Here is a 21,733-nt window from a genome sequence, read left to right as displayed (position 1 = left end):
CCTTGCATGAAAACGAAGGCAGGCCGTGAAACGGCCCACCGAGACAGAGAAGTATAGCTGGCAGGGCAAAACTCCGTCAACTTCACGGAAACCTAACCCTGCTGGTCCTTCCAGGACCGGAAAACGGAGGGCCTCCTGCCCTCCTTTTCGCTTGGCTTACGGCGGCCTTGCGACCGCCGTCGGAGCGCTTACTCCTCGTCCGCGCCAGCGTCGGCCACGGCTGCGACCGGTTCGGCCACTGCGGGCTTGCCCGACAGCGTTTCCATTTCAGAGTCGGTCAGACCCGACGCCTTGCGACGGCTGGCGTGATACGCCAGACCGGTACCGGCCGGAATCAGACGACCCACGATCACGTTTTCCTTCAGACCGCGCAGGTTGTCGCGGGTACCGCGAACGGCCGCCTCGGTCAACACGCGGGTGGTCTCCTGGAACGACGCCGCCGAGATGAACGACTCGGTGGCCAGCGAGGCCTTGGTGATGCCCAGCAACACCGGATCGTACTTGGCCGGCAGTTCGTTACGCGTGGTCAGACGTGCGTTTTCCTCGATGACGCGCTGGCGCTCGACCTGCTCGCCGTTGAGGAACTTGCTGTTGCCCTGGTCGACGATCTCGACCTTGCGCAACATCTGGCGGGTGATCACTTCGATGTGCTTGTCGTTGATCTTCACGCCCTGCAGGCGGTACACGTCCTGGATTTCCTTGACCAGGTAGGCGGCCAGCGGCTCGACGCCCAGCAGACGCAGGATGTCCTGCGGGCTCGGCTCGCCGTCCACAACGGTTTCGCCCTTGGTCACGTGCTCGCCCTCGAACACGATGATCTGGCGGTACTTCGGGATCAGCTCCTCGTGTTCCGAACCATCGGTGTCCTTGATGATCAGGCGCTGCTTGCCCTTGGTGTCCTTACCGAAGCTGATGATGCCCGAACGCTCGGCCAGGATCGCCGGATCCTTCGGCTTGCGTGCCTCGAACAAGTCGGCAACGCGCGGCAGACCACCGGTGATGTCGCGGGTCTTGGACGCTTCCTGCGGAATCTTCGCCACCACGTCGCCCACGCCGACGGCGGCGCCGTCCTGCAGGTTGACGATGGAGCGCGGCGGCAACAGGTACTGGGCCGGCAGATCCGTGTTCGGGATGGTCAGGTCGTTGCCCTTGCCATCGACGATGCGCACGATCGGGCGCAGTTCCTTGGCCTGTGCACCGCGACGCTTCGGGTCGGTGATTTCGCGCGAGGCCAGACCGGTCAGCTCGTCGGTCTTCTCGATGACGGTGACGCCGTCGACGAAGTCGATGAAGCGGATGAAACCGGCCACTTCCGATACGATCGGGTGGTTATGCGGATCCCAGTTGGCCACGCCCTGCCCGGCCTTCACTGCGTCACCGTCCTTGGCAGTGATGGTGGCACCGTACGGCAGCTTGTAACGCTCGCGCTCGCGACCGTGGCCGTCGAGTACCGACAGCTCGCCCGAACGCGACACCGCGACCAGCGAACCATTGGCATGCTCGACCGACTTCAAGTTGTTGAACTTGATCGAACCGGTGGTCTTGACCGTGATGTTGTCCACGGCCGCCGCACGCGACGCCGCACCACCGATGTGGAAGGTACGCATGGTCAGCTGGGTACCCGGCTCACCGATCGACTGGGCGGCGATGACGCCGACCGCTTCACCGATATTGACCTGGTGACCGCGTGCGAGATCGCGACCGTAGCAACGTGCGCACACGCCGAACGAGGATTCGCAGCTGATGGTCGAACGCACCTTCACCGACTGCACGCTGGCGTCTTCGAGCTTGGCAACCCAGGCTTCGTCGAGCAGCGTGTTGCGGGTGACGATCGGTTCTTCATCGTTGCCCGGCAGGTACACGTCCTCGGCCACCACACGACCCAGCACGCGCTCCTTCAACGGCTCCACCACGTCGCCGCCTTCCACGATCGGGGTCATGATCAACCCTTCGGTGGTGCCGCAATCGACTTCGGTGATCACCACGTCCTGCGCCACGTCGACCAGACGACGGGTCAGGTAACCCGAGTTCGCGGTCTTCAGCGCGGTATCGGCCAGACCCTTACGGGCACCGTGGGTGGAGTTGAAGTACTCCTGCACGTTCAGGCCTTCGCGGAAGTTCGCCTTGATGGGCGTCTCGATGATCGAGCCGTCCGGACGCGCCATCAGGCCGCGCATACCGGCCAGCTGACGGATCTGCGCCTGGCTACCACGGGCACCGGAGTCGGCCATGATGTACAGCGAGTTCATCGACTTCTGGTCGATGGTCTCACCCTTGGCGTTTTCGACCTTTTCGGTACCGATGGTGTCCATCATCGCCTTGGCGATGCGCTCGCTGGTACGCGACCAGATGTCCACGACCTTGTTGTAGCGCTCGCCGGCGGTGACCAGGCCCGACTGGTACTGCTCCTGGATTTCCAGCACTTCGGCTTCTGCCTCAGTGAGGATGCCCTTCTTCTCGTCCGGGATCAGCATGTCGTCGATGCCGATCGACACGCCGGCGCGGGTGGCGTACGCATAACCGGTGTACATCAGCTTGTCGGCGAACACGACGGTGTCCTTCAAGCCCAGCAGACGGTAGCTGGAGTTGATCAGACGCGAGATGTTCTTCTTGGTCATCTCGGTGTTGGCCAGCTGGAACGGCAGGCCTTCGGGCAGGATTTCGCTCAGCAGCGCACGACCGACCGTGGTATCCACGATCGAGGTGCCGCTGGTGCGCTTGCCGTCCACCGCGTCCACGTCCACCTGGGTGATGCGGACCTTGACCTTGGCGTGCAGTTCCACCACGCGGTTGTCGTAAGCGCGCTTCACTTCGCTGGTGTTCGCAAACACCATGCCCTCGCCCTTCTTGTTCTCGAGGGCGCGGCTCATGTAGTACAGGCCCAACACCACGTCCTGCGACGGCACGATGATCGGCTCGCCGTTGGCCGGCGACAGGATGTTGTTGGTGGACATCATCAGCGCACGCGCTTCCAGCTGGGCTTCCAGCGAGAGCGGCACGTGGACGGCCATCTGGTCACCGTCGAAGTCGGCGTTGAACGCAGTACACACCAGCGGATGCAGCTGGATGGCCTTGCCTTCGATCAACACCGGCTCGAACGCCTGGATGCCCAGACGGTGCAGGGTCGGCGCACGGTTCAACAGCACCGGATGCTCGCGGATGACCTCTTCCAGGATGTCCCAGACTTCGGCTTCTTCGCGCTCGACCAGCTTCTTGGCGGCCTTGATGGTGGTGGCCAGGCCACGACGCTGCAGCTTGGCGAACACGAACGGCTTGAACAGCTCCAGCGCCATCTTCTTCGGCAGGCCGCACTGGTGCAGCTTGAGGTACGGACCGACGGTGATGACCGAACGGCCGGAGTAGTCCACGCGCTTGCCGAGCAGGTTCTGACGGAACCGGCCCTGCTTGCCCTTGATCATGTCGGCCAGCGACTTCAGCGGGCGCTTGTTGGTGCCGGTGATGGCACGGCCGCGACGGCCGTTGTCCAGCAACGCATCGACCGATTCCTGCAGCATGCGCTTTTCGTTGCGCACGATGATGTCGGGCGCATTGAGCTCGAGCAAGCGACGCAGACGGTTGTTGCGGTTGATCACGCGGCGGTACAGATCGTTCAGATCCGAGGTCGCGAAGCGACCACCATCCAGCGGCACCAGCGGACGCAGGTCCGGCGGCAGCACCGGCAGCACGGTCATGACCATCCACTCCGGACGGTTGCCCGATTCCAGGAAGGCTTCGATCAGCTTGATGCGCTTGGTGAGGCGCTTGAGCTTGGTTTCCGAACCGGTGCTGGCGATTTCTTCGCGCAGGCGGGTCATTTCCGACTGCAGGTCGATCGTGCGCAGCAGCTCATACACCGCCTCGGCGCCCATGGCCGCGTCGAAGTCGTCGTTGTACTCCTGGCGTGCGGTCAGGTATTGCTCTTCGGTCAGCAGCTGGCGGCGCTCGAGCGGGGTCAGGCCCGGCTCGGTGACGACATAGGCTTCGAAGTACAGCACGCGCTCGATGTCACGCAGGGTCATGTCCAGCATCAGGCCGATGCGCGAGGGCAGCGACTTGAGGAACCAGATGTGCGCCACCGGCGAGGCCAGGTCGATGTGGCCCATGCGCTCGCGGCGCACCTTGGCCAGGGTGACTTCGGTGCCGCACTTCTCGCAGACCACGCCACGGTGCTTCATGCGCTTGTACTTGCCGCACAGGCACTCATAGTCCTTGATCGGTCCGAAGATGGCGGCGCAGAACAGGCCGTCACGCTCGGGCTTAAAGGTACGGTAGTTGATGGTTTCGGGCTTCTTCACTTCGCCGTAGGACCACGAACGGATCAGGTCCGGCGACGCCAGCGCGATCTTGATCGCGTCGAAATCCAGCGTCTGGCGCTGCTGATTGAAGAGGTTGAGCAGGTCTTTCATTTGATATCTCCGGGTCGGAGGAATTTCGTATCTGAGATGGGCGGGAAACGCGTGATCTCGGGACCGGGACCCGGGACCCGGGACCCGGAAAAACGAGAAGCGCGAAGCCCCTGCTTTTCCGTGTCCCCGGTCCCGGGTCCCGAGTCCCGGTTCATCACTCTTCCAGTTCCATGTTGATCGCCAGCGAGCGGATTTCCTTCACCAACACGTTGAAGGATTCCGGCATGCCCGCGACCATCTCGTGCTCACCATCGACGATGTTCTTGTACATCTGGTTGCGGCCCTGCACGTCGTCGGACTTCACCGTCAGCATTTCCTGCAGGGTGTAGGCCGCGCCGTAGGCTTCCAGCGCCCAGACTTCCATTTCGCCGAAGCGCTGACCACCGAACTGCGCCTTGCCGCCCAGCGGCTGCTGGGTCACGAGCGAGTACGGGCCGGTCGAACGGGCATGCATCTTGTCGTCGACCAAGTGGTTCAACTTCAGGTAGTGCATGTAGCCAACCGTGGTCTTGCGATCGAACGCCTCGCCGGTGCGACCGTCGTACAGCTGGGTCTGACCGCTCTGCGGCAGGTCGGCCAGTTCCAGCATGCGCTTGATCTCGGCTTCGCTGGCGCCATCGAACACCGGGGTGGCCATCGGCACGCCGTCGATCAGGTTCTTGCCCAGGTTGAGCAATTCTTCATCGCTGAACTGCGACAGGTCCACGCGCTCGGCACTGATCGCGCCGTCGTGGTTGTAGATGTCGTTGAGGAACTTGCGCAGCTCGCTCACCGCCGCCTGTGCTTCCAGCATGCGCTGGATCTTGCGACCCAGGCCCTTGGCGGCCCAACCCAGATGCACTTCCAGAATCTGGCCGATGTTCATACGCGACGGCACGCCGAGCGGGTTCAGCACGATGTCCACCGGCTCGCCGGTCGCCATGTACGGCATGTCTTCCACCGGCACGACATTGGAAACCACACCCTTGTTGCCGTGGCGGCCCGCCATCTTGTCGCCCGGCTGGATGCGGCGCTTCACGGCCAGGAACACCTTGACCATCTTCAGCACGCCCGGTGCGAGGTCATCGCCCTGGGTGATCTTGCCGCGCTTGTCGGCAAAACGTGCTTCGAATTCCTTCTCGTGCGCCTGGATCTGCTTCTGTGCGCGTTCGATGGCGTCGGCAGCGTCTTCGTCCTTCATGCGCAGCTGGAACCAATCGGACTTCTTCAGCCCGTCCAGATATGCGTCGGTGACGTTGTCGCCCTTCTTCAGGTTCGCGCCGCCGTTGGCGACCTTACCCACGATCTGCGAGCGCAGACGTGCGTAGATGGCCGCTTCCAGGATGCGGAACTGGTCGTCGAAGTCCTTCTTGACGCGCTTGATTTCGGACTCTTCGATCTGACGCGCACGCTTGTCCTTCTCGATGCCGTCGCGGGTGAAGACCTGCACGTCGATGACGGTGCCGTCCATGCCCGGAGGCACGCGCAGCGAGCTGTCCTTCACGTCGGACGCCTTCTCGCCGAAGATCGCACGGAGCAGCTTTTCTTCCGGGGTCAGCTGGCTTTCGCCCTTCGGCGTGACCTTGCCGACCATGATGTCGCCGGCGCGCACTTCTGCGCCGATGTACACCACGCCACTCTCGTCCAGGCGGTTCAACGCCTGCTCGGACACGTTCGGGATATCGGCGGAAATTTCCTCCGGCCCCAGCTTGGTGTCGCGCGCAACGCAGGTCAGTTCTTCGATGTGGATCGTGGTGTAACGATCTTCTTCCACCACGCGCTCGGAGAGCAGGATGGAGTCTTCGAAGTTGTAGCCGTTCCACGGCATGAAGGCGATCAGCATGTTCTGACCCAGCGCCAGTTCACCGATGTCGGTGGACGGGCCGTCGGCCAGCACGTCGCCGCGCGCGATCACGTCGCCCACGTTCACCAGCGGACGCTGGTTGATGCAGGTGTTCTGGTTGGAGCGGGTGTACTTGATCAGGTTGTAGATATCCACGCCGGCATCGGTGCCGCCGCCGATTTCTGCCTCGTTGACCTTGACCACGATGCGGGCCGCGTCGATCTGCTCGATCACGCCACCACGCAACGCATTCACGGTCACGCCCGAGTCGCGCGCAACTGCACGCTCGATACCGGTACCAACCAGCGGCTTCTGCGAACGCAGCGTCGGCACGGCCTGGCGCTGCATGTTGGCGCCCATCAGTGCGCGGTTGGCGTCGTCGTGTTCCAGGAACGGCACCAGCGCCGCAGCGACCGATACGGTCTGCATCGGCGAGACGTCCATGAAATGCACTTCGGACGGCGGCTTCAACAGCGATTCGCCCTGGAACCGGCACGGCACGAACTGCTCGGTGAGCATGTTCTTGGCATCGGTCAGCGCATTCGCCTGGGCGATCACGTACTCGTTTTCTTCGATCGCCGAGAGGTATTCGACGTCGTCGGAGACCTTGCCGTCCAGCACCTTACGGTACGGCGTCTCGAGGAAGCCGTACTGGTTGGTGCGGGCGAACACGGCCAGCGAGTTGATCAGGCCGATGTTCGGGCCTTCCGGCGTTTCGATGGTGCAGACGCGGCCGTAGTGGGTCGGATGCACGTCGCGCACTTCGAAGCCTGCGCGTTCGCGGGTCAGACCGCCCGGGCCCAGTGCGGAGACGCGACGCTTGTGCGTCACTTCCGACAGCGGGTTGTTCTGATCCATGAACTGCGACAGCTGCGAGGAACCGAAGAATTCCTTGATTGCGGCAGCCACCGGCTTGGCGTTGATCAGTTCCTGCGGGGTCAGGCCTTCGGATTCGGCCATCGACAACCGCTCCTTGACCGCGCGCTCGACGCGGACCAGGCCCACGCGGAACACGTTCTCGGCCATTTCGCCGACCGAACGCACACGACGGTTACCCAGGTGATCGATGTCGTCGACCACGCCGCGACCGTTGCGGATTTCGGTGAGCACCTTGATCACTTCCAGGATGTCGGAAGTATCGGTGTGCTCGGCGACCAGGCGCTTGGATTCTTCGTCGTTGCGCTCGGCGAAGTACTTCTTGTCGTACAGCACCGATTCGCCCAGCACGTCCTTGCGGCCGACGCGGCGGTTGAACTTCATGCGGCCGACCGTCGACAGGTCGTAGCGCTCGAAGGTGAAGAACAGGTTGTGGAACAGGTTCTGCGCAGCTTCCTTGGTCGGCGGCTCGCCCGGACGCATCATGCGGTAGATTTCCACCAGCGCTTCCAGCTGCGTCTTGGTCGGATCGATGCGCAAGGTGTTGGACAGGTACGGACCACGGTCCAGATCGTTCACCCACAGGGTGCCGACCGCATCGACGCCGGCCTTGCGGAACGCCGCCAGCTGGTCTTCGCTGATTTCGTCATTGGCGTTGGCCAGCAGCTCACCGGTGGAACCATCGACCACGTCGTGCGACAGGATGCGACCGACCAGGTAGTCGTCCGGCACGGCCAGCGCGGCAACGCCGGCAGCTTCCAGCTGCTTGACGTGACGCGCAGTGATGCGCTTACCCGCTTCCACGATGACCTTGTCGCCATCGGCCAGATCGAAGTTCAGCGTTTCACCACGCAGGCGCTCCGGCACCAGCTCCAGCTGCACGCCTTCGTCCGGATTGATGTGGAAGGTGTTGATCTCGAAGAACTCGGCCAGCATCTCTTCGTTGCTGTAGCCAAGCGCACGCAGCAGGATCGACACCGGCAACTTGCGGCGACGGTCGATACGAGTGAACAGCGCATCCTTCGGGTCGAACTCGAAGTCCAGCCAGGAGCCGCGGTACGGAATGATGCGGGCGCTGTACAGCAGCTTGCCCGAGCTGTGGGTCTTGCCACGGTCGTGGTCGAAGAACACGCCCGGCGAGCGGTGCAGCTGCGAGACGATCACGCGCTCAGTGCCATTGACGATGAAGGTACCGTTGCCGGTCATCAGCGGAATTTCGCCGAGGTAGACCTCCTGCTCCTTCACGTACTTGATGGCCTTGGTCGACGACTCACGGTCGTAGATCACCAGGCGCACGGTCACGCGCAGCGGCGCGCCATAGCTCATGCCACGCTGACGGCATTCACGCTCGTCAAACACCGGCTGACCCAACTTGTAGCCCACGTACTCGAGCGCAGCGTTACCGCTGTAGCTGGAGATCGGGAACACCGACTTCAGAGCGGCATGCAGACCGAGGTCCTTGCGCTTGGTCGGCTCCACGTCTTCCTGCAGGAATTCGCGATAGGAATCCACCTGGATGGCAAGCAGGAACGGCACTTCGAGAATCGAGCGCTGCTTGCCGAAGTCCTTGCGGATACGCTTTTTTTCGGTGAACGAATAAGACGTCATGAGGTCTTCACCCTAGGCTGCGGGGGCCACGTCGCGGCGGCCCTGAAATAACAAAATTGTCAGTTGGAAGTCGCTGGTATTGCCGGCACCAGCACGCCTTCTCCCGCTACTTCCAACTACCAACTCGGTAAGGCCGGGAATCGGGAATGGGGATTCGGGAATCGGAAGAGCACACACCTTGCAAATGCGACTTTCCGACCCTCACTCCGACTCACGTCCGAAACGGCCAAAGGCCGGGAGCTTTACGCCCCCAGCCTTCAGTGCATCACCATGAAACGCTGGCGATGCAAGGTGTTGCTTACTTGATTTCGACCGTCGCGCCAGCTTCGGTCAGTTCCTTCTTGATCTTCTCGGCTTCGTCCTTGGTGGCGCCTTCCTTCAGCGTGCCACCGGCTTCGGTCAGATCCTTGGCTTCCTTCAGACCCAGGCCGGTCACGCCACGGACAGCCTTAATCGCGGCAACCTTGTTGGTGCCGGCGCTGGTCAGCACCACGGTGAACTCGGTCTGCTCTTCGACCACGGCGGCCGGGCCAGCAGCAGCGGCTGCGACCGGGGCGGCGGCGGAGACGCCGAACTTCTCTTCGATGGCCTTGACCAGCTCCATCACTTCCATCAGGGACTTCTCGGCGATGGCGTCGACGATCTGTTCGTTGGTAAGGGACATTGTGATTACCTTTAAGAGTTGATTCTGGATTGGGTTCTAGCAAACGCTAGGACATCAAGCTTCGGCAGTCTCGGCAGCCGGCGCGGCGGCTTCGTCGCCACCACCCTGCTTGTCGCCGACGGCCTTGACGGCACGGGCGAACATCGCAGCCGGTTCGGACAGCACGCGAGCCAGCATGGCCAGGGCCTGGTCACGGGTCGGCAGCGAGGCCAACACGTCGACGTGGCTGGCCGGGAACAGTTCCCCGCCAATTGCCACAACCTTGGCCTGCAGCTTCTCGTTGCTCTTGGCGAATTCCTTGATCAGGCGCCCGGCAGCGCCGGGTTCCTCCATCGAAAACGCATACACCAAAGGACCAACCAGCTTGTCGGACGCGACAGCAAATTCGGTACCTTCGACGGCACGCACGGCCAGGGTGTTCTTGACGACTTTCAAGAACACGCCGGTCTCGCGGGCCTGCTTGCGCATCGCGGTCATCTGGGAGACCGTGGTGCCAGCGTATTCGGCGGCGATCAGGGAGTGGGCCTTGGCGGCGATGTCTGCCAGCTCGGCGACTACGTCTTGCTTCTGGGACAGATTGAGAGCCATTGCACTCCTCCGTTAAAGCCGGGATTCGGAATTGGTGATTCGGAATTCGTCACAGCGATCACGCCGCCGTTGCCAATCCCAAATGCCGAATCGCTAATCCCCGCTTCAAACTACTCCGCTCGCGGCTCCTGCCGGTTGCGGTCCAGGGCAGCCTCCATCCTGGAAGCCGGGAACATCGACCGATGTTCCGTTGGTGGCCGTTCTAGACCTGGAGTGGACTCGATCCGGGATGTCCCAGACGCGCGTAAACCAGAAAGCTCCAGAAGGGCGACACCATCTACGCCGGCCAGTTCGAAAACGAACCGATTAAGCGATCCCGCTACGTCGACGGCGACTCCCTGCCAGTGCGAGCATCCGTGCCCGTCGTCGACCTGCGCTGACCGCGCCTGCGGTCTTTGACGGCTACCGCCGGACACGCCGGCGATCGCCTTCAAAATGTCCGTTACCCCAAAGGAGGGAACGGACTCCCAGCACACGGTCACCCGGGCCGGAAAAACAATGCTCTACTCCACAAACACGTCAGGCGCATGACGCCTGACGCATTCAATTACTTCAGCGACAGGCTCGACTGGTCGACCGTCACGCCCGGACCCATGGTCGAGCTGACCGACACCTTCTGCAGGTAGGTGCCCTTGGAGGTCGCCGGCTTGGCCTTCAGCAGATCGGCCAGTAGGGCCTGCAGGTTCGACTTCAGCGCTTCGTCATCGAAGCTGGCCTTGCCGATCGTGCAGTGAATGATGCCGGCCTTGTCGGTGCGGTAGCGCACCTGGCCCGACTTGGCGTTCTTGACTGCTTCGCCCGGGTTCGCCGACACGGTGCCGACCTTTGGGTTCGGCATCAGGCCGCGCGGGCCCAGCAGGGTGCCCAGCTTACCGACGACGCGCATGGCGTCCGGGGTGGCAATGACCACGTCGTAGCTCAGGTCGCCGGCCTGCATCTTCTCGGCCAGGTCGTCCATGCCCACTGCCTCGGCACCAGCCGCCAGGGCTTCGTCAGCCTTGGCACCGGCCGGTGCGAACACGGCAACGCGCACGCTCTTGCCGGTACCTGCCGGCAGCACGGTGGAACCGCGCACCTGCTGGTCGGACTTCTTGGCGTCCACGCCCAGACGCACGGCAACGTCGATGGACTCGACAAACTTGGCCTTGGTGGCGGTCTTCAGGATCTTGATTGCGTCCTCGAAGGCATAGGTCTTGCCCGGAACGACAGCGGCCGCGATGGCCTTAACGCGCTTGGTCTGTGCCATGTCTTAGCCCTCCACCGTCAAACCCATGCTGCGGGCAGTACCCGCAATCGTACGAACCGACGCTTCGAGCTCGGCTGCCGTCAGATCGGCTTCCTTGGTCTTGGCGATCTCTTCCAGCTGCTTGCGCGTGACCTTGCCCACCTTGTCGGTGTTGGGACGCTTCGAGCCGGACGTGACGCCTGCAGCCTTCTTGAGCAGCACGCTGGCCGGGGTGCTCTTGGTGATGAAGGTGAAGGTGCGGTCCGAATACGCAGTGATGATCACCGGCGTCGGCAGGCCCGGTTCCAGCTTGGAGGTCGCTGCATTGAACGCCTTGCAGAACTCCATGATGTTCAGACCGCGCTGACCCAGTGCAGGGCCGACCGGCGGCGCAGGATTGGCCTGACCGGCCTTCACCTGCAACTTGATGTACGCAACTATCTTCTTAGCCATTTCGATGCTCTCCGGGTGCTAGCGCCTGCACGGCAGGCTCCCCATCGGACCGGGAGAATCACGCGTCCCGGCTTCGCGTTGTCATTACACGCAGATGGCCGCCTTGCGGCAGCCAATATTTCCCGGCGGTCGCCAGGTCAGCGAGCCGCGCACTATAACAGTATCTGAGGCAGGCGCCTAGCCGGCACCCACCGAGGGTCAACCCTTCTCGACCTGCCCGAACTCAAGCTCGACCGGTGTGGAGCGACCGAAGATGAGTACGGCAACGCGCAGCCTGCTCTTCTCGTAATTGACTTCCTCGACGACGCCATTGAAGTCGTTGAACGGACCGTCGGTGACGCGCACCATCTGCCCCGGTTCGAACAACACCTTCGGACGCGGCTTTTCAACGCCGTCCTGAACACGCTGCAGGATGGCGTCCGCCTCTTCGTCACGGATCGGTAGAGGACGGTCGGCCGTACCACCGATGAAGCCCATCACCTTGGAAGTCTCCTTCACCAGGTGCCAGCTTTCGTTGTCGATGCGCGGAATGCCGGCCTCTTCATGCGTCTCGATCTGCACCAGCACGTAGCCGGGGAAGAACTTGCGCTCGGAGCGACGCTTCTGGCCGGCGCGCATCTCGATGACTTCTTCGGTCGGCACCAGCACCTCACCGAAACGATCTTCCATCTCGGTGCGGACGATGCGATCGCGCAACGCCTGCGCGACGGATTTTTCAAAGCCTGAATAGGCGTGAACGACATACCAACGCTTCACTGCTTGATTCTCCTCAACGAGCCAGGAACCACTGCGTGAGCTTCTGGATGACGAAGTCGAAGCCGCCCAACAGCAAACTCAGAATGATCACAACAACGATCACGACCCAGGTGGTGCGAATGGCTTCCTGGCGCGTCGGCCAGACCACCTTACGCAACTCAAACCTGGATTCGGACATGAATTCACGGGTTTCACGGCCCTTGCCGGTCCCCAAAAATACAAACGCACCCGCCACCAACCCGACGATGACCGCCAGCGCGCGCAACTGCGGCGTCCAGGCGCCCAGCTGAGTCGCGCGCTCGGGAGCGGAAAACCAGAACCACACAAACAGCCCCGCAACCACCAGGATCGCAGAGATCACATATTTCACAATATCAGCGCTGGCAGCAGACGCGCTTTTGGAAGGCTCGATTTTGCTATTCATCCGGCTCTAGTTACCGATCTGACCCGAATCGCTGGGCCGGAAAGAGGAGTGGCACGCCAGGAGGGACTCGAACCCCCAACCTGCGGTTTTGGAGACCGCTGCTCTGCCAATTGAGCTACTGGCGTATGTACTCGTTTACCGCAAACCCCAAGACAACGAAGGCGGACCGAGGTTCAGCCGGCCCGCCATTCGCGCAAATCGGCGACCGAAGTCGCCGAACTGCAGGCACTGCTTACTTGATGACCTTGGCAACCACGCCGGCGCCGACGGTGCGGCCGCCTTCACGGATTGCAAAGCGCAGACCCTCGTCCATCGCGACCGGGTTGATCAGGGTCACGACCATCTTGACGTTGTCGCCCGGCATCACCATCTCCACGCCTTCCGGCAGCTGGCACGCGCCAGTGATGTCGGTGGTGCGGAAGTAGAACTGCGGACGGTAGCCCTTGAAGAACGGGGTATGACGGCCACCCTCGTCCTTGGACAGCACGTAGACTTCGGCTTCGAACTCGGTGTGCGGCTTGATCGAACCCGGCTTGCACAGCACCTGGCCACGCTCCACGTCGTCACGCTTGGTGCCGCGCAGCAGCAGACCGGCGTTGTCGCCTGCCTGGCCTTGGTCCAGCAGCTTGCGGAACATTTCCACGCCGGTGACCGTGGTCTTCTGCGTGTCGCGGATGCCGACGATTTCGATTTCGTCGCCCACCTTGATGATGCCGCGCTCGATACGACCGGTCACCACGGTGCCGCGGCCGGAGATCGAGAATACGTCTTCGACCGGCATCAGGAACGGACGGTCGACGTCACGGGTCGGCTCCGGAATGAAGCTGTCCAAGGCGTCGACCAGCTTCAGGATGGCCGGCACACCGATCTCGCTCTGATCACCGTCCAGCGCCAGACGGGCCGAACCGTGGATGATCGGGGTGTCGTCGCCCGGGAAGTCGTACTTGCTGAGCAGCTCGCGCACTTCCATTTCGACCAGCTCGAGCAGCTCGGCGTCGTCGACCATGTCGGCCTTGTTCAGGAACACGACGATATGCGGCACACCGACCTGACGCGAGAGCAGGATGTGCTCACGGGTCTGCGGCATCGGGCCGTCAGCGGCCGAACACACCAGAATCGCGCCGTCCATCTGCGCCGCACCGGTGATCATGTTCTTGACGTAGTCGGCGTGGCCGGGGCAGTCAACGTGTGCGTAGTGGCGGGTCGGGGATTCGTATTCGACGTGCGCGGTCGAAATCGTGATGCCGCGCGCCTTTTCTTCCGGCGCTGCGTCGATCGCGTCATACGCCTTGAACTCGCCACCGAAACGCTCTGCACCGATCTTGGTCAGCGCGGCGGTCAACGTGGTCTTGCCATGGTCGACGTGACCGATGGTGCCGACGTTCACGTGCGGCTTGGTGCGCTCGAATTTAGCTTTTGCCATGGGTGCAAGTTCTCGGTAATCGTTTGGAGTTAAGACGATTGAGTAATGGTGCTCACGAAAGGAATCGAACCTTCGACCTCCTCCTTACCAAGGAGGTGCTCTACCGACTGAGCTACGTGAGCGAGTTTTGCATTATGCCATGCATTTGCGTTCAATGGAGCGGGAGACGGGAATCGAACCCGCACCATCAGCTTGGAAGGCTGAGGTTCTACCGTTGAACTACTCCCGCGCCGGGAACTGCATGCCACAACGTGAAACTGGTGGAGGGAGGTGGATTCGAACCACCGAAGGCGTAAGCCAGCAGATTTACAGTCTGCCCCCGTTGGCCGCTTGGGTATCCCTCCAGCTTTTACTACCAAACCGTTGCGCGGTGAAGCGAATCGGTTCGGGGTGAAGCAGCCCGTTATTTTGTTGTGGGACGCACCCGGTGTCAACAAAAATTTTGAACTATTCGTCACACCCGATAGCGCGCGGCGAACGACGCCGCGCGCATCGGATCAGACGTTGAAACGGAAGTGCAGCACGTCGCCTTCCTGGACGCGATATTCCTTGCCTTCCAGACGCAGGCGGCCCGCGTCGCGCGCACCGGCTTCGCCGCGATACTTGATGAAATCATCGAAACCGATGGTCTCGGCGCGGATGAAGCCCTTCTCGAAATCGGTGTGAATGACGGCCGCCGCCTGCGGCGCGGTGGAGCCAGCCCTGACCGTCCAGGCGCGCACTTCCTTGACGCCTGCAGTGAAGTAGGTCTGCAGGCCGAGCAGCGTGTAAGCGGCGCGAATGACGCGATTCAAGCCAGGCTCGCTCAGCCCGAGGTCTGCCAGGAAGGTATCGCGGTCCCCGTCGTCCAGCTGGGACAGCTCTTCTTCGATCGCGGCAGAGACCGGCACCACTTCTGCACCTTCGGCAGCAGCGTGCGCGCGCACGGCATCCAGGTGCGGATTGTTCTCGAAACCGTCTTCCAGCACGTTGGCGATGTACATCACCGGCTTGAGCGTGAGCAGGAACAGATCGCGCACCAGCGCCTTCTCTTCCTCATCCAGGCCGGCCGTACGCCCCGACTTTCCATCAGCCAGCGCCGCCTGCAGCTTGGCCAGCACCGGCTTGCGTGCCGCAGCCTCCTTGTCGCCGCCCTTGGCACTGCGCTCGGCGCGATTGAGTGCCTTTTCCACGCTGTCCAGGTCGGCCAGCGCCAGCTCGGTATCGATGGTTTCGATATCGGAAATGGGGTCGACCTTGTTGTTGACGTGGATGACGTCATCGTTCTCGAAGCAACGCACCACGTGGGTGATCGCATCCACTTCGCGGATGTGCGCCAGGAACTTGTTGCCCAGGCCCTCACCGCTCGCCGCACCGGCCACCAGGCCGGCGATGTCGACGAACTCGACCGCGGTCGGAATCAGCTTCTGTGGCTTGACGATCTCGGCCAGCTGGTTGAGGCGCGGATCGGGCACCGGCACGATGCCGACGTTGGGCTCGATGGTGCAGAACGGAAAATTGGCCGCAGCGATGCCCGCCTTGGTCAGCGCATTGAACAGGGTCGACTTGCCGACGTTGGGCAGGCCGACGATGCCGCATTTGATACCCATGGGTTTTCCAGTGAATGGAGAATCGGGAATCGAGAATGGCAAGAGCAACGCTCCTCCCATTCCCGATTCCCCATTCTCTATTTTTCCGTATGCAGGCGCTTCATCGCCTCGTTGAAATTGCCATCCATTGCCAGCGGCAGCACGTCGATGGCCGCATCTATCGCCTGACCAATCGCCACATCGTCCTCGCGCCCTGCCCGTCCCAGCACCCAGGGCACCACGCGGTCCTTGTGACCGGGATGACCGATGCCGACGCGCAAGCGGTGAAATTTGCCATGGCCGAGCAGGCGGATGGTGTCACGCAGACCGTTCTGGCCGCCATGCCCGCCGTCGAACTTGAGCCGTGCCGTGCCGGGTGACAGATCCAGTTCGTCGTGGGCGACGAGCATCTGCTCCGGCTCGATCTTCCAGAACCGCAATGCGGCGGTGATCGATTTACCACTGAGATTCATGAACGTCGCCGGCTTGAGCAGCCAGACGGGCTGACCGGCGATATCGACCCTGGCCGTCTCGCCGAACAACTTGCTGTCCAGACCCCAGCGGGCGCCACTGCGCTCGACGAGGGCATCGACGAAACGAAACCCGGCGTTATGCCGGGTTTGCGCGTGTTCGGGACCTGGATTACCCAGCCCGACGATCAGACGAAGTGCAGACATGCCAGTGACCGCAGCCGATTCCCCACATGCTGCGAGGAATCGGCCAACGGATTACTTGGTCTCTGCGCCTTCGCTGCCTTCTTCACCGGCAGCGTCTTCTTCCTCGACGCGCACGTGCTTGGCAGCAACCACAGCAACGTCGTGTTCCTTGCCCAGCTTCAGTTCCGGAATTTCAACACCGGCCGGCAGCTTGATCTCGGACAGGTGGATCACGTTGCCCACTTCCAGGGCACCGAGGTCGACTTCGATGAACTCCGGCAGGTCCTTCGGCAGGCAGACCACCTGGACTTCGTTGAGCTCGTGGGTCACGACCACTTCGCTGGACTTGCCGGCCGGCGAGGTTGCTTCGTTGATGAAGTGCAGCGGCACAGCAGCACTGAGCTTCTCGTTGGCGCTGACGCGCTGGAAGTCGATGTGCATGATCAGCTGCTTGAACGGATGGCGCTGCATGTCACGCAGCAGCACCTGCTGCACGTCGCCATTGAGGTTCAGGTCCAGGATCGACGAGTAGAACCACTCGTTCTGCTGGGCGAGCCAGATCTGCTCATGGTTGAGCTGGATGCTGACCGGCTCGAGTTCGCCACCGTAGACGATGGCCGGAATGACGCCAGCGTGACGCAGGCGGCGGCTCGCACCCTTCCCCTCGTCTGCGCGGCGCTCGACCTTGATTTCGTGAGTCTTTGCCATGTTGTTTCACTACCTAGTTTGGAATACCGCCTCGCGGCGATGAAGCGTCTCACCCGCGACCAGGAGAGACGTGGTACCGGCACCCGGGAGATCCGGGCACCGAATGGGAGATCAGTCGACGTAGAGCGAGCTGACCGATTCGCCGAAGGCGATGCGGCGAATGGTCTCGGCCAGCAGTTCGGCCACGCTCAGCTGACGAATCTTGGGGCAGGTCCGCGCCGCTTCGTTCAACGGGATCGTGTCGGTGACCACCAGCTCGTCGAGCTGCGAATTGTTGATGTTGTCCACCGCCGGGCCCGACAGCACCGGGTGGGTGATGTAGGCCACCACCTTGAGCGCACCGCGCTGCTTGAGCGCAGCGGCAGCCGCACACAGGGTGCCGGCGGTATCGACCAGGTCGTCCACCAGCACGCAGGTCTTGCCCTGTACGTCGCCGATGATGTTCATCACGGTGGCGACGTTGGCGCGCGGACGGCGCTTGTCGATGATGGCCAGATCAGCGTCATCCAGGCGCTTGGCGACGGCGCGCGCGCGCACCACGCCACCCACGTCCGGCGACACCACGATCAGGTTGTCGGTGCCGTAGGCGCGCCAGATATCGGCCAGCAGCAGCGGCGAGGCATAAACGTTGTCCACCGGCACATCGAAGAAGCCCTGGATCTGGTCGGCATGCAGGTCGACTGTCAGCACGCGGTCGGCCTCCATCGCGCAGATCATCTTGGCGGCGACCTTGGCGGTGATCGGCACGCGCGAGGAGCGCATGCGACGGTCCTGGCGCGAATAACCGAAATACGGGATCACCGCGGTGACGGACTGGGCGCTGGCGCGCTTGAGCGCGTCGATCAGCACCAGCAGCTCCATCAGGTTCTCGGCGCTCGGCGCGCAGGTCGGCTGGATGACGAACACTTCCTGCCGGCGCACGCTTTCTTCGATTTCGACCTGCACCTCGCCATCGGAGAAGCGCGTGACCAGCGCCTTGCCCATGCGCACGCCGAGCTCCTTGCAGATGCTCTGGGCAAGCGGCTTGTTGGCATTGCCGGAGAACACCAGCAGGTTACGTTGATCTTGCATGGGATCTCTCGGGCGGCGGCGAAGAGCGTGCGGGTCGGCGGAAGAGCAGAGGAGCCACGCCGTTACCCGGCCGTACCTCGATCTGCGCACATGAAGCTGCGGGAGCCTGCAGACGAATCTGCATCTGCACCTCTTGCAGAGCGACCCACATCAACACATTGGCAGGGGCGGTAGGATTCGAACCTACGAATGCCAGGATCAAAACCTGGTGCCTTGGGCCTCTTGGCGACGCCCCTGCATCAAACTTGTCTCGCGTCCAGTGCGTCGAGCAATGGCGAGTGCGCTGCACCCTTCACAACCCACGCCCGCAGGCTGCCCGGCAACTGCGCCATGGCCTGCTCTGCAGCAGCGCGCGTGGCGAATTCGACGAAGCACCCACTTCCCGACCCGGTCAAACGCGGCGTTCCGATCCTGGACAGCGCCAGGAACACGGCCTCGACAGCGGGTTCACGGCGCCGCAGGACCGGCTCGAATGCATTGTCGAGCAGAGAACCGGAAGCGAAGTCCGCTATTTTCGCGGGCGCGGCATCCCGCGTCAATTCCTGTGATTGAAATAAGGCCGGCGTGGGCACGTGAACACCTGGATCGACCAGCACATAAGCCGCGTCCGGGAGTGTGATGGGGGTCAATTGCTCGCCGACGCCCTCGGCCCAGGCGTTGTGCCCGCGCACGAACACCGGCACGTCCGCACCCAGTTGCAAGCCCAGCCCGGCCAGCGCATCGACCGGCAAACCCAGGCCCCACAAGACATTGAGCGCCACCAGCACGGTTGCCGCATCCGAGGAGCCGCCACCGAAACCGCCACCGGCGGGGATGCGTTTGTCGACCCGGATCTCGGCACCCGCGTCCGTGCCAGCGGCCGATTGCAGCAGCCGCGCGGCGCGAATCACCAGATCGTCGTCTTCCGTAACGCCGGGCAGACTCTCGCCGATACGCCGGATCAGGCCATCGCCGCGCAAACGAAGATGAATGGTGTCCCCCCAGTCCAGCAGCCGGAACACGGTCTGTAGCAGGTGGTAGCCATCGGCGCGGCGCCCGACGATCTGTAGAAACAGGTTCAGCTTGGCCGGCGCGGGCCATGCTGACCACCCTTCCTGCGCCGACATCAGGGCGAGACCGTCCATTGATCGACCAGCAGGCGCACCTTGGCGCTGCCGTTGTGGGCTTCGATACGTTGCGGCAGCTCGGGCTGACCGTCACCAGCAGGAGCCCAGGCCAGGAACTCGATGGTCCAGCCGCCCTGTTGCACGGTGCGCGGGCGCCCGGCGGCATCCAGGTCCACATGCTGCGCAGCGGTGTCGGCGATGCGCAGCGCGCGCACCCAGTCCGCCATCCGGTTGACCGGAATGGTCCAGCCGGTCGCCTCGAGCAACACCTGCTCTGCGTCCGGCCCACTGCGCGGGCCGCCATCCAGCCCTTCGATCCGGCCGGCGCCGGTGGCGCTGTCGCCGGTAAGCACCCAGCTCTGCCGGGTCACTGGCGCACTGAGCTGCACGCGGTATTGCGGGCCATTCTGCTGCCAGTCGATGCGGCCGCTGCCGCCGTCACGGCCCTTGCTGATCGCCACCCGGCCCTGGAACGACCAGGTGGGGTGGGCCTGCAGCCAGGCCTGGCGCGTGGCTTCTGCCTGGCGGGCCTGGTCGGACACCTGTTCGACCACCGCTGCTCCGCCGCCCTGCCCGCGCGGCACGCTCACGCAGCCGGACAGCGCAGCCAGCACCAGCCCGCTCAGGGCCAGCGTGCGGATCCCGCGGTTCATAGGCCGAACTTTTCCACGGCGCGCTGCAGCGCGCGATTGTCCGGGTCCAGCCGGCGCGCTTCATCGAAATAACGCCGCGCCTCGTCCTGCTTGCCGCTGACCCACAGCACCTCGCCCACGTGGGCGGCGATTTCCGGGTCCTTGACCAGCGCCCAGGCACGGCGAAGTTGTACCAGGGCCTCCTTGTTGCGCCCCATGCGGTACAGCACCCAGCCGTAGCTATCGACGATGGCCGGGTTGTCCGGGTCGGCGGTCCGGGCGCGGTCGATCAGCGCCAGCGCTTCCTTGTAGCGCGTGGTGCGATCGGCCAGGGTGTAGCCCAGCGCGTTGAGCGCGGCGACGTTTTCCGGCTCGGCCACCAGGATCTTGCGCAGGTCGGCCTCAGCCCGCGGCACGTCGTCGCGACGCTCCCACGCAAGGCCACGGGCGTACAGCAGTGCACTGTCGTCCGGATAGGCGGCCAGGCCGCGTTCGAAGGCGTCCAGCTCGCCGGGGGCATCCTCGGCGCGCTGGTGCAGCTCGGCCTCCAGCACGTACGCATCGCGACGGGCATCGTCGTCGGCACTGGCATCGCCCTGCAGGGCACGCACTTCGGCCAGCGCCTCGGGCTTGCGACCCAGTTCGTACAACGCGCTGGCCGCGCGCAACCGCGCCTCGCTCAGCTGCTGGCCGCCCGGCACGCCGCGGTACCATTCCACCGCTTCGTCGTAACGCTTGAGGAATTCGGCGATCTTGCCCAATAGCAGGCGGCGATCCGGATCCGGCTTGGTGGCATTGCTCTTGAGCTCGCCGTACAGCGCTTGAAGCGCGCTGCGGTCCTTTTCCTTGGCCAGCATGGAGGCCCGCAACCCGTAGGTCTGGGTGTCCTGCGGCCCGGTGGAGAGCACGCGTGCGGCCGCTTCGGTCTGGCCCATGGCGTCGTAGGCGAAGGCCAGCGCGCCGCGCAGTTCGGAATCCTTGACCGCCTGCGGCTCGACCGCCTTCAGCAAGGCCAATGCCTCGTCGTTCTTGCCTTCCTGCTGCAACTGGGTGGCATGCAGCAAGGCCACGCGTGGCTCTTCGGGGAAGCGGCGCACCACTTCATCGACGATGCGCTTGGCCAGCGCCGGGCGCTCCATGCGCAACGCGAGCCGGCCGAATTCCTGCCAGGCCTCGATCTGGTTGGGGATGGCCCCGGCCTTGACCAGGTCCTCGAGCACGTCGGCAGAGGCTTCAGGCTCGCGGCCGCCATTGGCCAGGGCGATCAACGCAAAACGCCAGCCGCGCGGGTCGGGTTCCTTGAGCAGGCCGAGCAGATCGCGACGGGCGGTACGCAGGTCGTTGCGGCGCAAGGCCAGCGATGCCTCGGTGCTGCGCATCGACATCGACGACGGCGCGCGGGCGCGCCACAGCGCCATCGCCTCGATGGCGCGCGGGTCGTCGTTGGCAAGCATGGCGATGCGGGCGGCGCGTTCGGCCAGCCCGGCGTCGCCGGCTTCGGCCTTGGCGGCGTCCAGGTAGGCACGGGCGGCATCGTCCAGTTGCCCGGCCTGCAAGGCGAATTCGCCAGCGAGCACGGGTTCCAGCGAGGTGGCGCCGGCAGCCTTGGCGGGTGGCGCGGGCGGTGCTTTCTTGGGTGCTGCAGTGGCACTGGTGGAGACTGCGACCAGCAAAAGAACACTCAGGATGCGAATCGGTACAGGCATCGGGGGCAACCGGGCCGTAAAATGGGGCCCTGAATGGCCGC

At 63.4% G+C, this 21,733-nt stretch carries 16 protein-coding genes and 5 tRNA genes; all 21 read right to left on the bottom strand.

The genetic code is table 11. The annotated features are described in order from the left end of the window. Positions 1-188: 188 nt before the first annotated feature. Positions 189-4,406, bottom strand: a complete 4,218-nt coding sequence (gene rpoC / locus ACCQ10_RS05165; protein ID WP_047695307.1) for a DNA-directed RNA polymerase subunit beta' — start codon at positions 4,404-4,406, stop codon at positions 189-191. Positions 4,407-4,560: 154 nt separating this feature from the next. Beyond that, complete coding sequence (gene rpoB / locus ACCQ10_RS05160; RefSeq protein ID WP_166743989.1) at positions 4,561-8,712, bottom strand: DNA-directed RNA polymerase subunit beta; 4,152 nt, start codon at positions 8,710-8,712, stop codon at positions 4,561-4,563. Between the two features lie 298 nt (positions 8,713-9,010). Then, positions 9,011-9,376, bottom strand: coding sequence for a 50S ribosomal protein L7/L12 (rplL, locus tag ACCQ10_RS05155; RefSeq protein ID WP_039414348.1), 366 nt, complete (start codon positions 9,374-9,376; stop codon positions 9,011-9,013). A 54-nt stretch (positions 9,377-9,430) separates the two neighbouring features. Then, on the bottom strand, positions 9,431-9,964 hold the full coding sequence (gene rplJ, locus ACCQ10_RS05150; protein ID WP_029219217.1) for a 50S ribosomal protein L10: 534 nt from the start codon (positions 9,962-9,964) through the stop codon (positions 9,431-9,433). 547 nt (positions 9,965-10,511) lie between these two features. Then, positions 10,512-11,210 (bottom strand): 50S ribosomal protein L1, encoded by a 699-nt coding sequence (rplA, locus tag ACCQ10_RS05145; RefSeq protein ID WP_039415360.1) that lies wholly within the window; start codon positions 11,208-11,210, stop codon positions 10,512-10,514. A 3-nt stretch (positions 11,211-11,213) separates the two neighbouring features. Continuing rightward, positions 11,214-11,642, bottom strand: a complete 429-nt coding sequence (gene rplK / locus ACCQ10_RS05140) for a 50S ribosomal protein L11 (protein ID WP_039415357.1) — start codon at positions 11,640-11,642, stop codon at positions 11,214-11,216. Positions 11,643-11,840: 198 nt separating this feature from the next. Beyond that, a complete protein-coding gene (gene nusG / locus ACCQ10_RS05135) occupies positions 11,841-12,398 on the bottom strand; it encodes a transcription termination/antitermination protein NusG (protein WP_029219215.1) in 558 nt (185 codons plus the stop codon). Between the two features lie 13 nt (positions 12,399-12,411). Then, positions 12,412-12,822, bottom strand: a complete 411-nt coding sequence (gene secE / locus ACCQ10_RS05130) for a preprotein translocase subunit SecE (protein ID WP_039415354.1) — start codon at positions 12,820-12,822, stop codon at positions 12,412-12,414. 49 nt (positions 12,823-12,871) lie between these two features. Then, positions 12,872-12,947: transfer RNA gene (locus tag ACCQ10_RS05125), tRNA-Trp, on the bottom strand. A gap of 107 nt (positions 12,948-13,054) precedes the next feature. Then, positions 13,055-14,245 carry an elongation factor Tu gene (gene tuf, locus ACCQ10_RS05120; RefSeq protein ID WP_166752379.1) on the bottom strand — a complete coding sequence of 397 codons (1,191 nt, stop codon included), beginning with the start codon at positions 14,243-14,245 and terminating at the stop codon, positions 13,055-13,057. Between the two features lie 46 nt (positions 14,246-14,291). Next, positions 14,292-14,367, bottom strand: a tRNA-Thr gene (locus ACCQ10_RS05115). 33 nt (positions 14,368-14,400) lie between these two features. Then, positions 14,401-14,474: transfer RNA gene (locus tag ACCQ10_RS05110), tRNA-Gly, on the bottom strand. A gap of 29 nt (positions 14,475-14,503) precedes the next feature. Continuing rightward, positions 14,504-14,589, bottom strand: a tRNA-Tyr gene (locus ACCQ10_RS05105). Positions 14,590-14,742: 153 nt separating this feature from the next. Then, positions 14,743-15,834, bottom strand: coding sequence for a redox-regulated ATPase YchF (gene ychF / locus ACCQ10_RS05100; protein ID WP_372362422.1), 1,092 nt, complete (start codon positions 15,832-15,834; stop codon positions 14,743-14,745). Between the two features lie 77 nt (positions 15,835-15,911). Then, entirely contained in the window at positions 15,912-16,490 is a 579-nt protein-coding gene (gene pth / locus ACCQ10_RS05095) for an aminoacyl-tRNA hydrolase (protein ID WP_047695374.1), read from the bottom strand. A gap of 51 nt (positions 16,491-16,541) precedes the next feature. After that, complete coding sequence (locus ACCQ10_RS05090; protein ID WP_046964355.1) at positions 16,542-17,177, bottom strand: 50S ribosomal protein L25/general stress protein Ctc; 636 nt, start codon at positions 17,175-17,177, stop codon at positions 16,542-16,544. 111 nt (positions 17,178-17,288) lie between these two features. Then, positions 17,289-18,248, bottom strand: coding sequence for a ribose-phosphate diphosphokinase (locus tag ACCQ10_RS05085; RefSeq protein WP_039411276.1), 960 nt, complete (start codon positions 18,246-18,248; stop codon positions 17,289-17,291). A 159-nt stretch (positions 18,249-18,407) separates the two neighbouring features. Continuing rightward, a tRNA-Gln gene (locus tag ACCQ10_RS05080) sits at positions 18,408-18,484 on the bottom strand. Positions 18,485-18,487: 3 nt separating this feature from the next. Further along, a complete protein-coding gene (gene ispE, locus ACCQ10_RS05075) occupies positions 18,488-19,372 on the bottom strand; it encodes a 4-(cytidine 5'-diphospho)-2-C-methyl-D-erythritol kinase (protein ID WP_039565090.1) in 885 nt (294 codons plus the stop codon). Beyond that, positions 19,354-20,007, bottom strand: a complete 654-nt coding sequence (gene lolB, locus ACCQ10_RS05070; RefSeq protein WP_372362421.1) for a lipoprotein insertase outer membrane protein LolB — start codon at positions 20,005-20,007, stop codon at positions 19,354-19,356. The genes ispE and lolB overlap by 19 nt, the downstream gene beginning before the upstream one ends. Then, positions 20,004-21,692 carry a tetratricopeptide repeat protein gene (locus tag ACCQ10_RS05065; protein ID WP_372362420.1) on the bottom strand — a complete coding sequence of 563 codons (1,689 nt, stop codon included), beginning with the start codon at positions 21,690-21,692 and terminating at the stop codon, positions 20,004-20,006. Before ACCQ10_RS05065 ends, lolB begins: the two co-directional genes overlap by 4 nt. Between the last annotated feature and the right edge of the window lie 41 nt (positions 21,693-21,733).

Origin of the sequence: Xanthomonas sp. NCPPB 1325 (assembly GCF_041477645.2) — a bacterium.
Taxonomy (GTDB): Bacteria; Pseudomonadota; Gammaproteobacteria; order Xanthomonadales; family Xanthomonadaceae; genus Xanthomonas; species Xanthomonas cannabis.
Note: the sequence above shows the minus strand (reverse complement) of the source record. Positions and strands in the feature narration are given on the sequence as shown.

Excerpts from the sequence above, each read along its gene's own strand:
- rpoC (WP_047695307.1), bottom strand. The coding sequence starts at position 4,406 with ATGAAAGACCTGCTCAACCTCTTCAATCAGCAGCGCCAGACGCTGGAT.
- rpoB (WP_166743989.1), bottom strand. The coding sequence starts at position 8,712 with ATGACGTCTTATTCGTTCACCGAAAAAAAGCGTATCCGCAAGGACTTC.
- rplL (WP_039414348.1), bottom strand. The coding sequence starts at position 9,376 with ATGTCCCTTACCAACGAACAGATCGTCGACGCCATCGCCGAGAAGTCC.
- rplJ (WP_029219217.1), bottom strand. The coding sequence starts at position 9,964 with ATGGCTCTCAATCTGTCCCAGAAGCAAGACGTAGTCGCCGAGCTGGCA.
- rplA (WP_039415360.1), bottom strand. The coding sequence starts at position 11,210 with ATGGCACAGACCAAGCGCGTTAAGGCCATCGCGGCCGCTGTCGTTCCG.
- rplK (WP_039415357.1), bottom strand. The coding sequence starts at position 11,642 with ATGGCTAAGAAGATAGTTGCGTACATCAAGTTGCAGGTGAAGGCCGGT.
- secE (WP_039415354.1), bottom strand. The coding sequence starts at position 12,822 with ATGAATAGCAAAATCGAGCCTTCCAAAAGCGCGTCTGCTGCCAGCGCT.
- tuf (WP_166752379.1), bottom strand. The coding sequence starts at position 14,245 with ATGGCAAAAGCTAAATTCGAGCGCACCAAGCCGCACGTGAACGTCGGC.
- ychF (WP_372362422.1), bottom strand. The coding sequence starts at position 15,834 with ATGGGTATCAAATGCGGCATCGTCGGCCTGCCCAACGTCGGCAAGTCG.
- pth (WP_047695374.1), bottom strand. The coding sequence starts at position 16,490 with ATGTCTGCACTTCGTCTGATCGTCGGGCTGGGTAATCCAGGTCCCGAA.
- ACCQ10_RS05090 (WP_046964355.1), bottom strand. The coding sequence starts at position 17,177 with ATGGCAAAGACTCACGAAATCAAGGTCGAGCGCCGCGCAGACGAGGGG.
- ACCQ10_RS05085 (WP_039411276.1), bottom strand. The coding sequence starts at position 18,248 with ATGCAAGATCAACGTAACCTGCTGGTGTTCTCCGGCAATGCCAACAAG.
- ispE (WP_039565090.1), bottom strand. The coding sequence starts at position 19,372 with ATGGACGGTCTCGCCCTGATGTCGGCGCAGGAAGGGTGGTCAGCATGG.
- lolB (WP_372362421.1), bottom strand. The coding sequence starts at position 20,007 with ATGAACCGCGGGATCCGCACGCTGGCCCTGAGCGGGCTGGTGCTGGCT.
- ACCQ10_RS05065 (WP_372362420.1), bottom strand. The coding sequence starts at position 21,692 with ATGCCTGTACCGATTCGCATCCTGAGTGTTCTTTTGCTGGTCGCAGTC.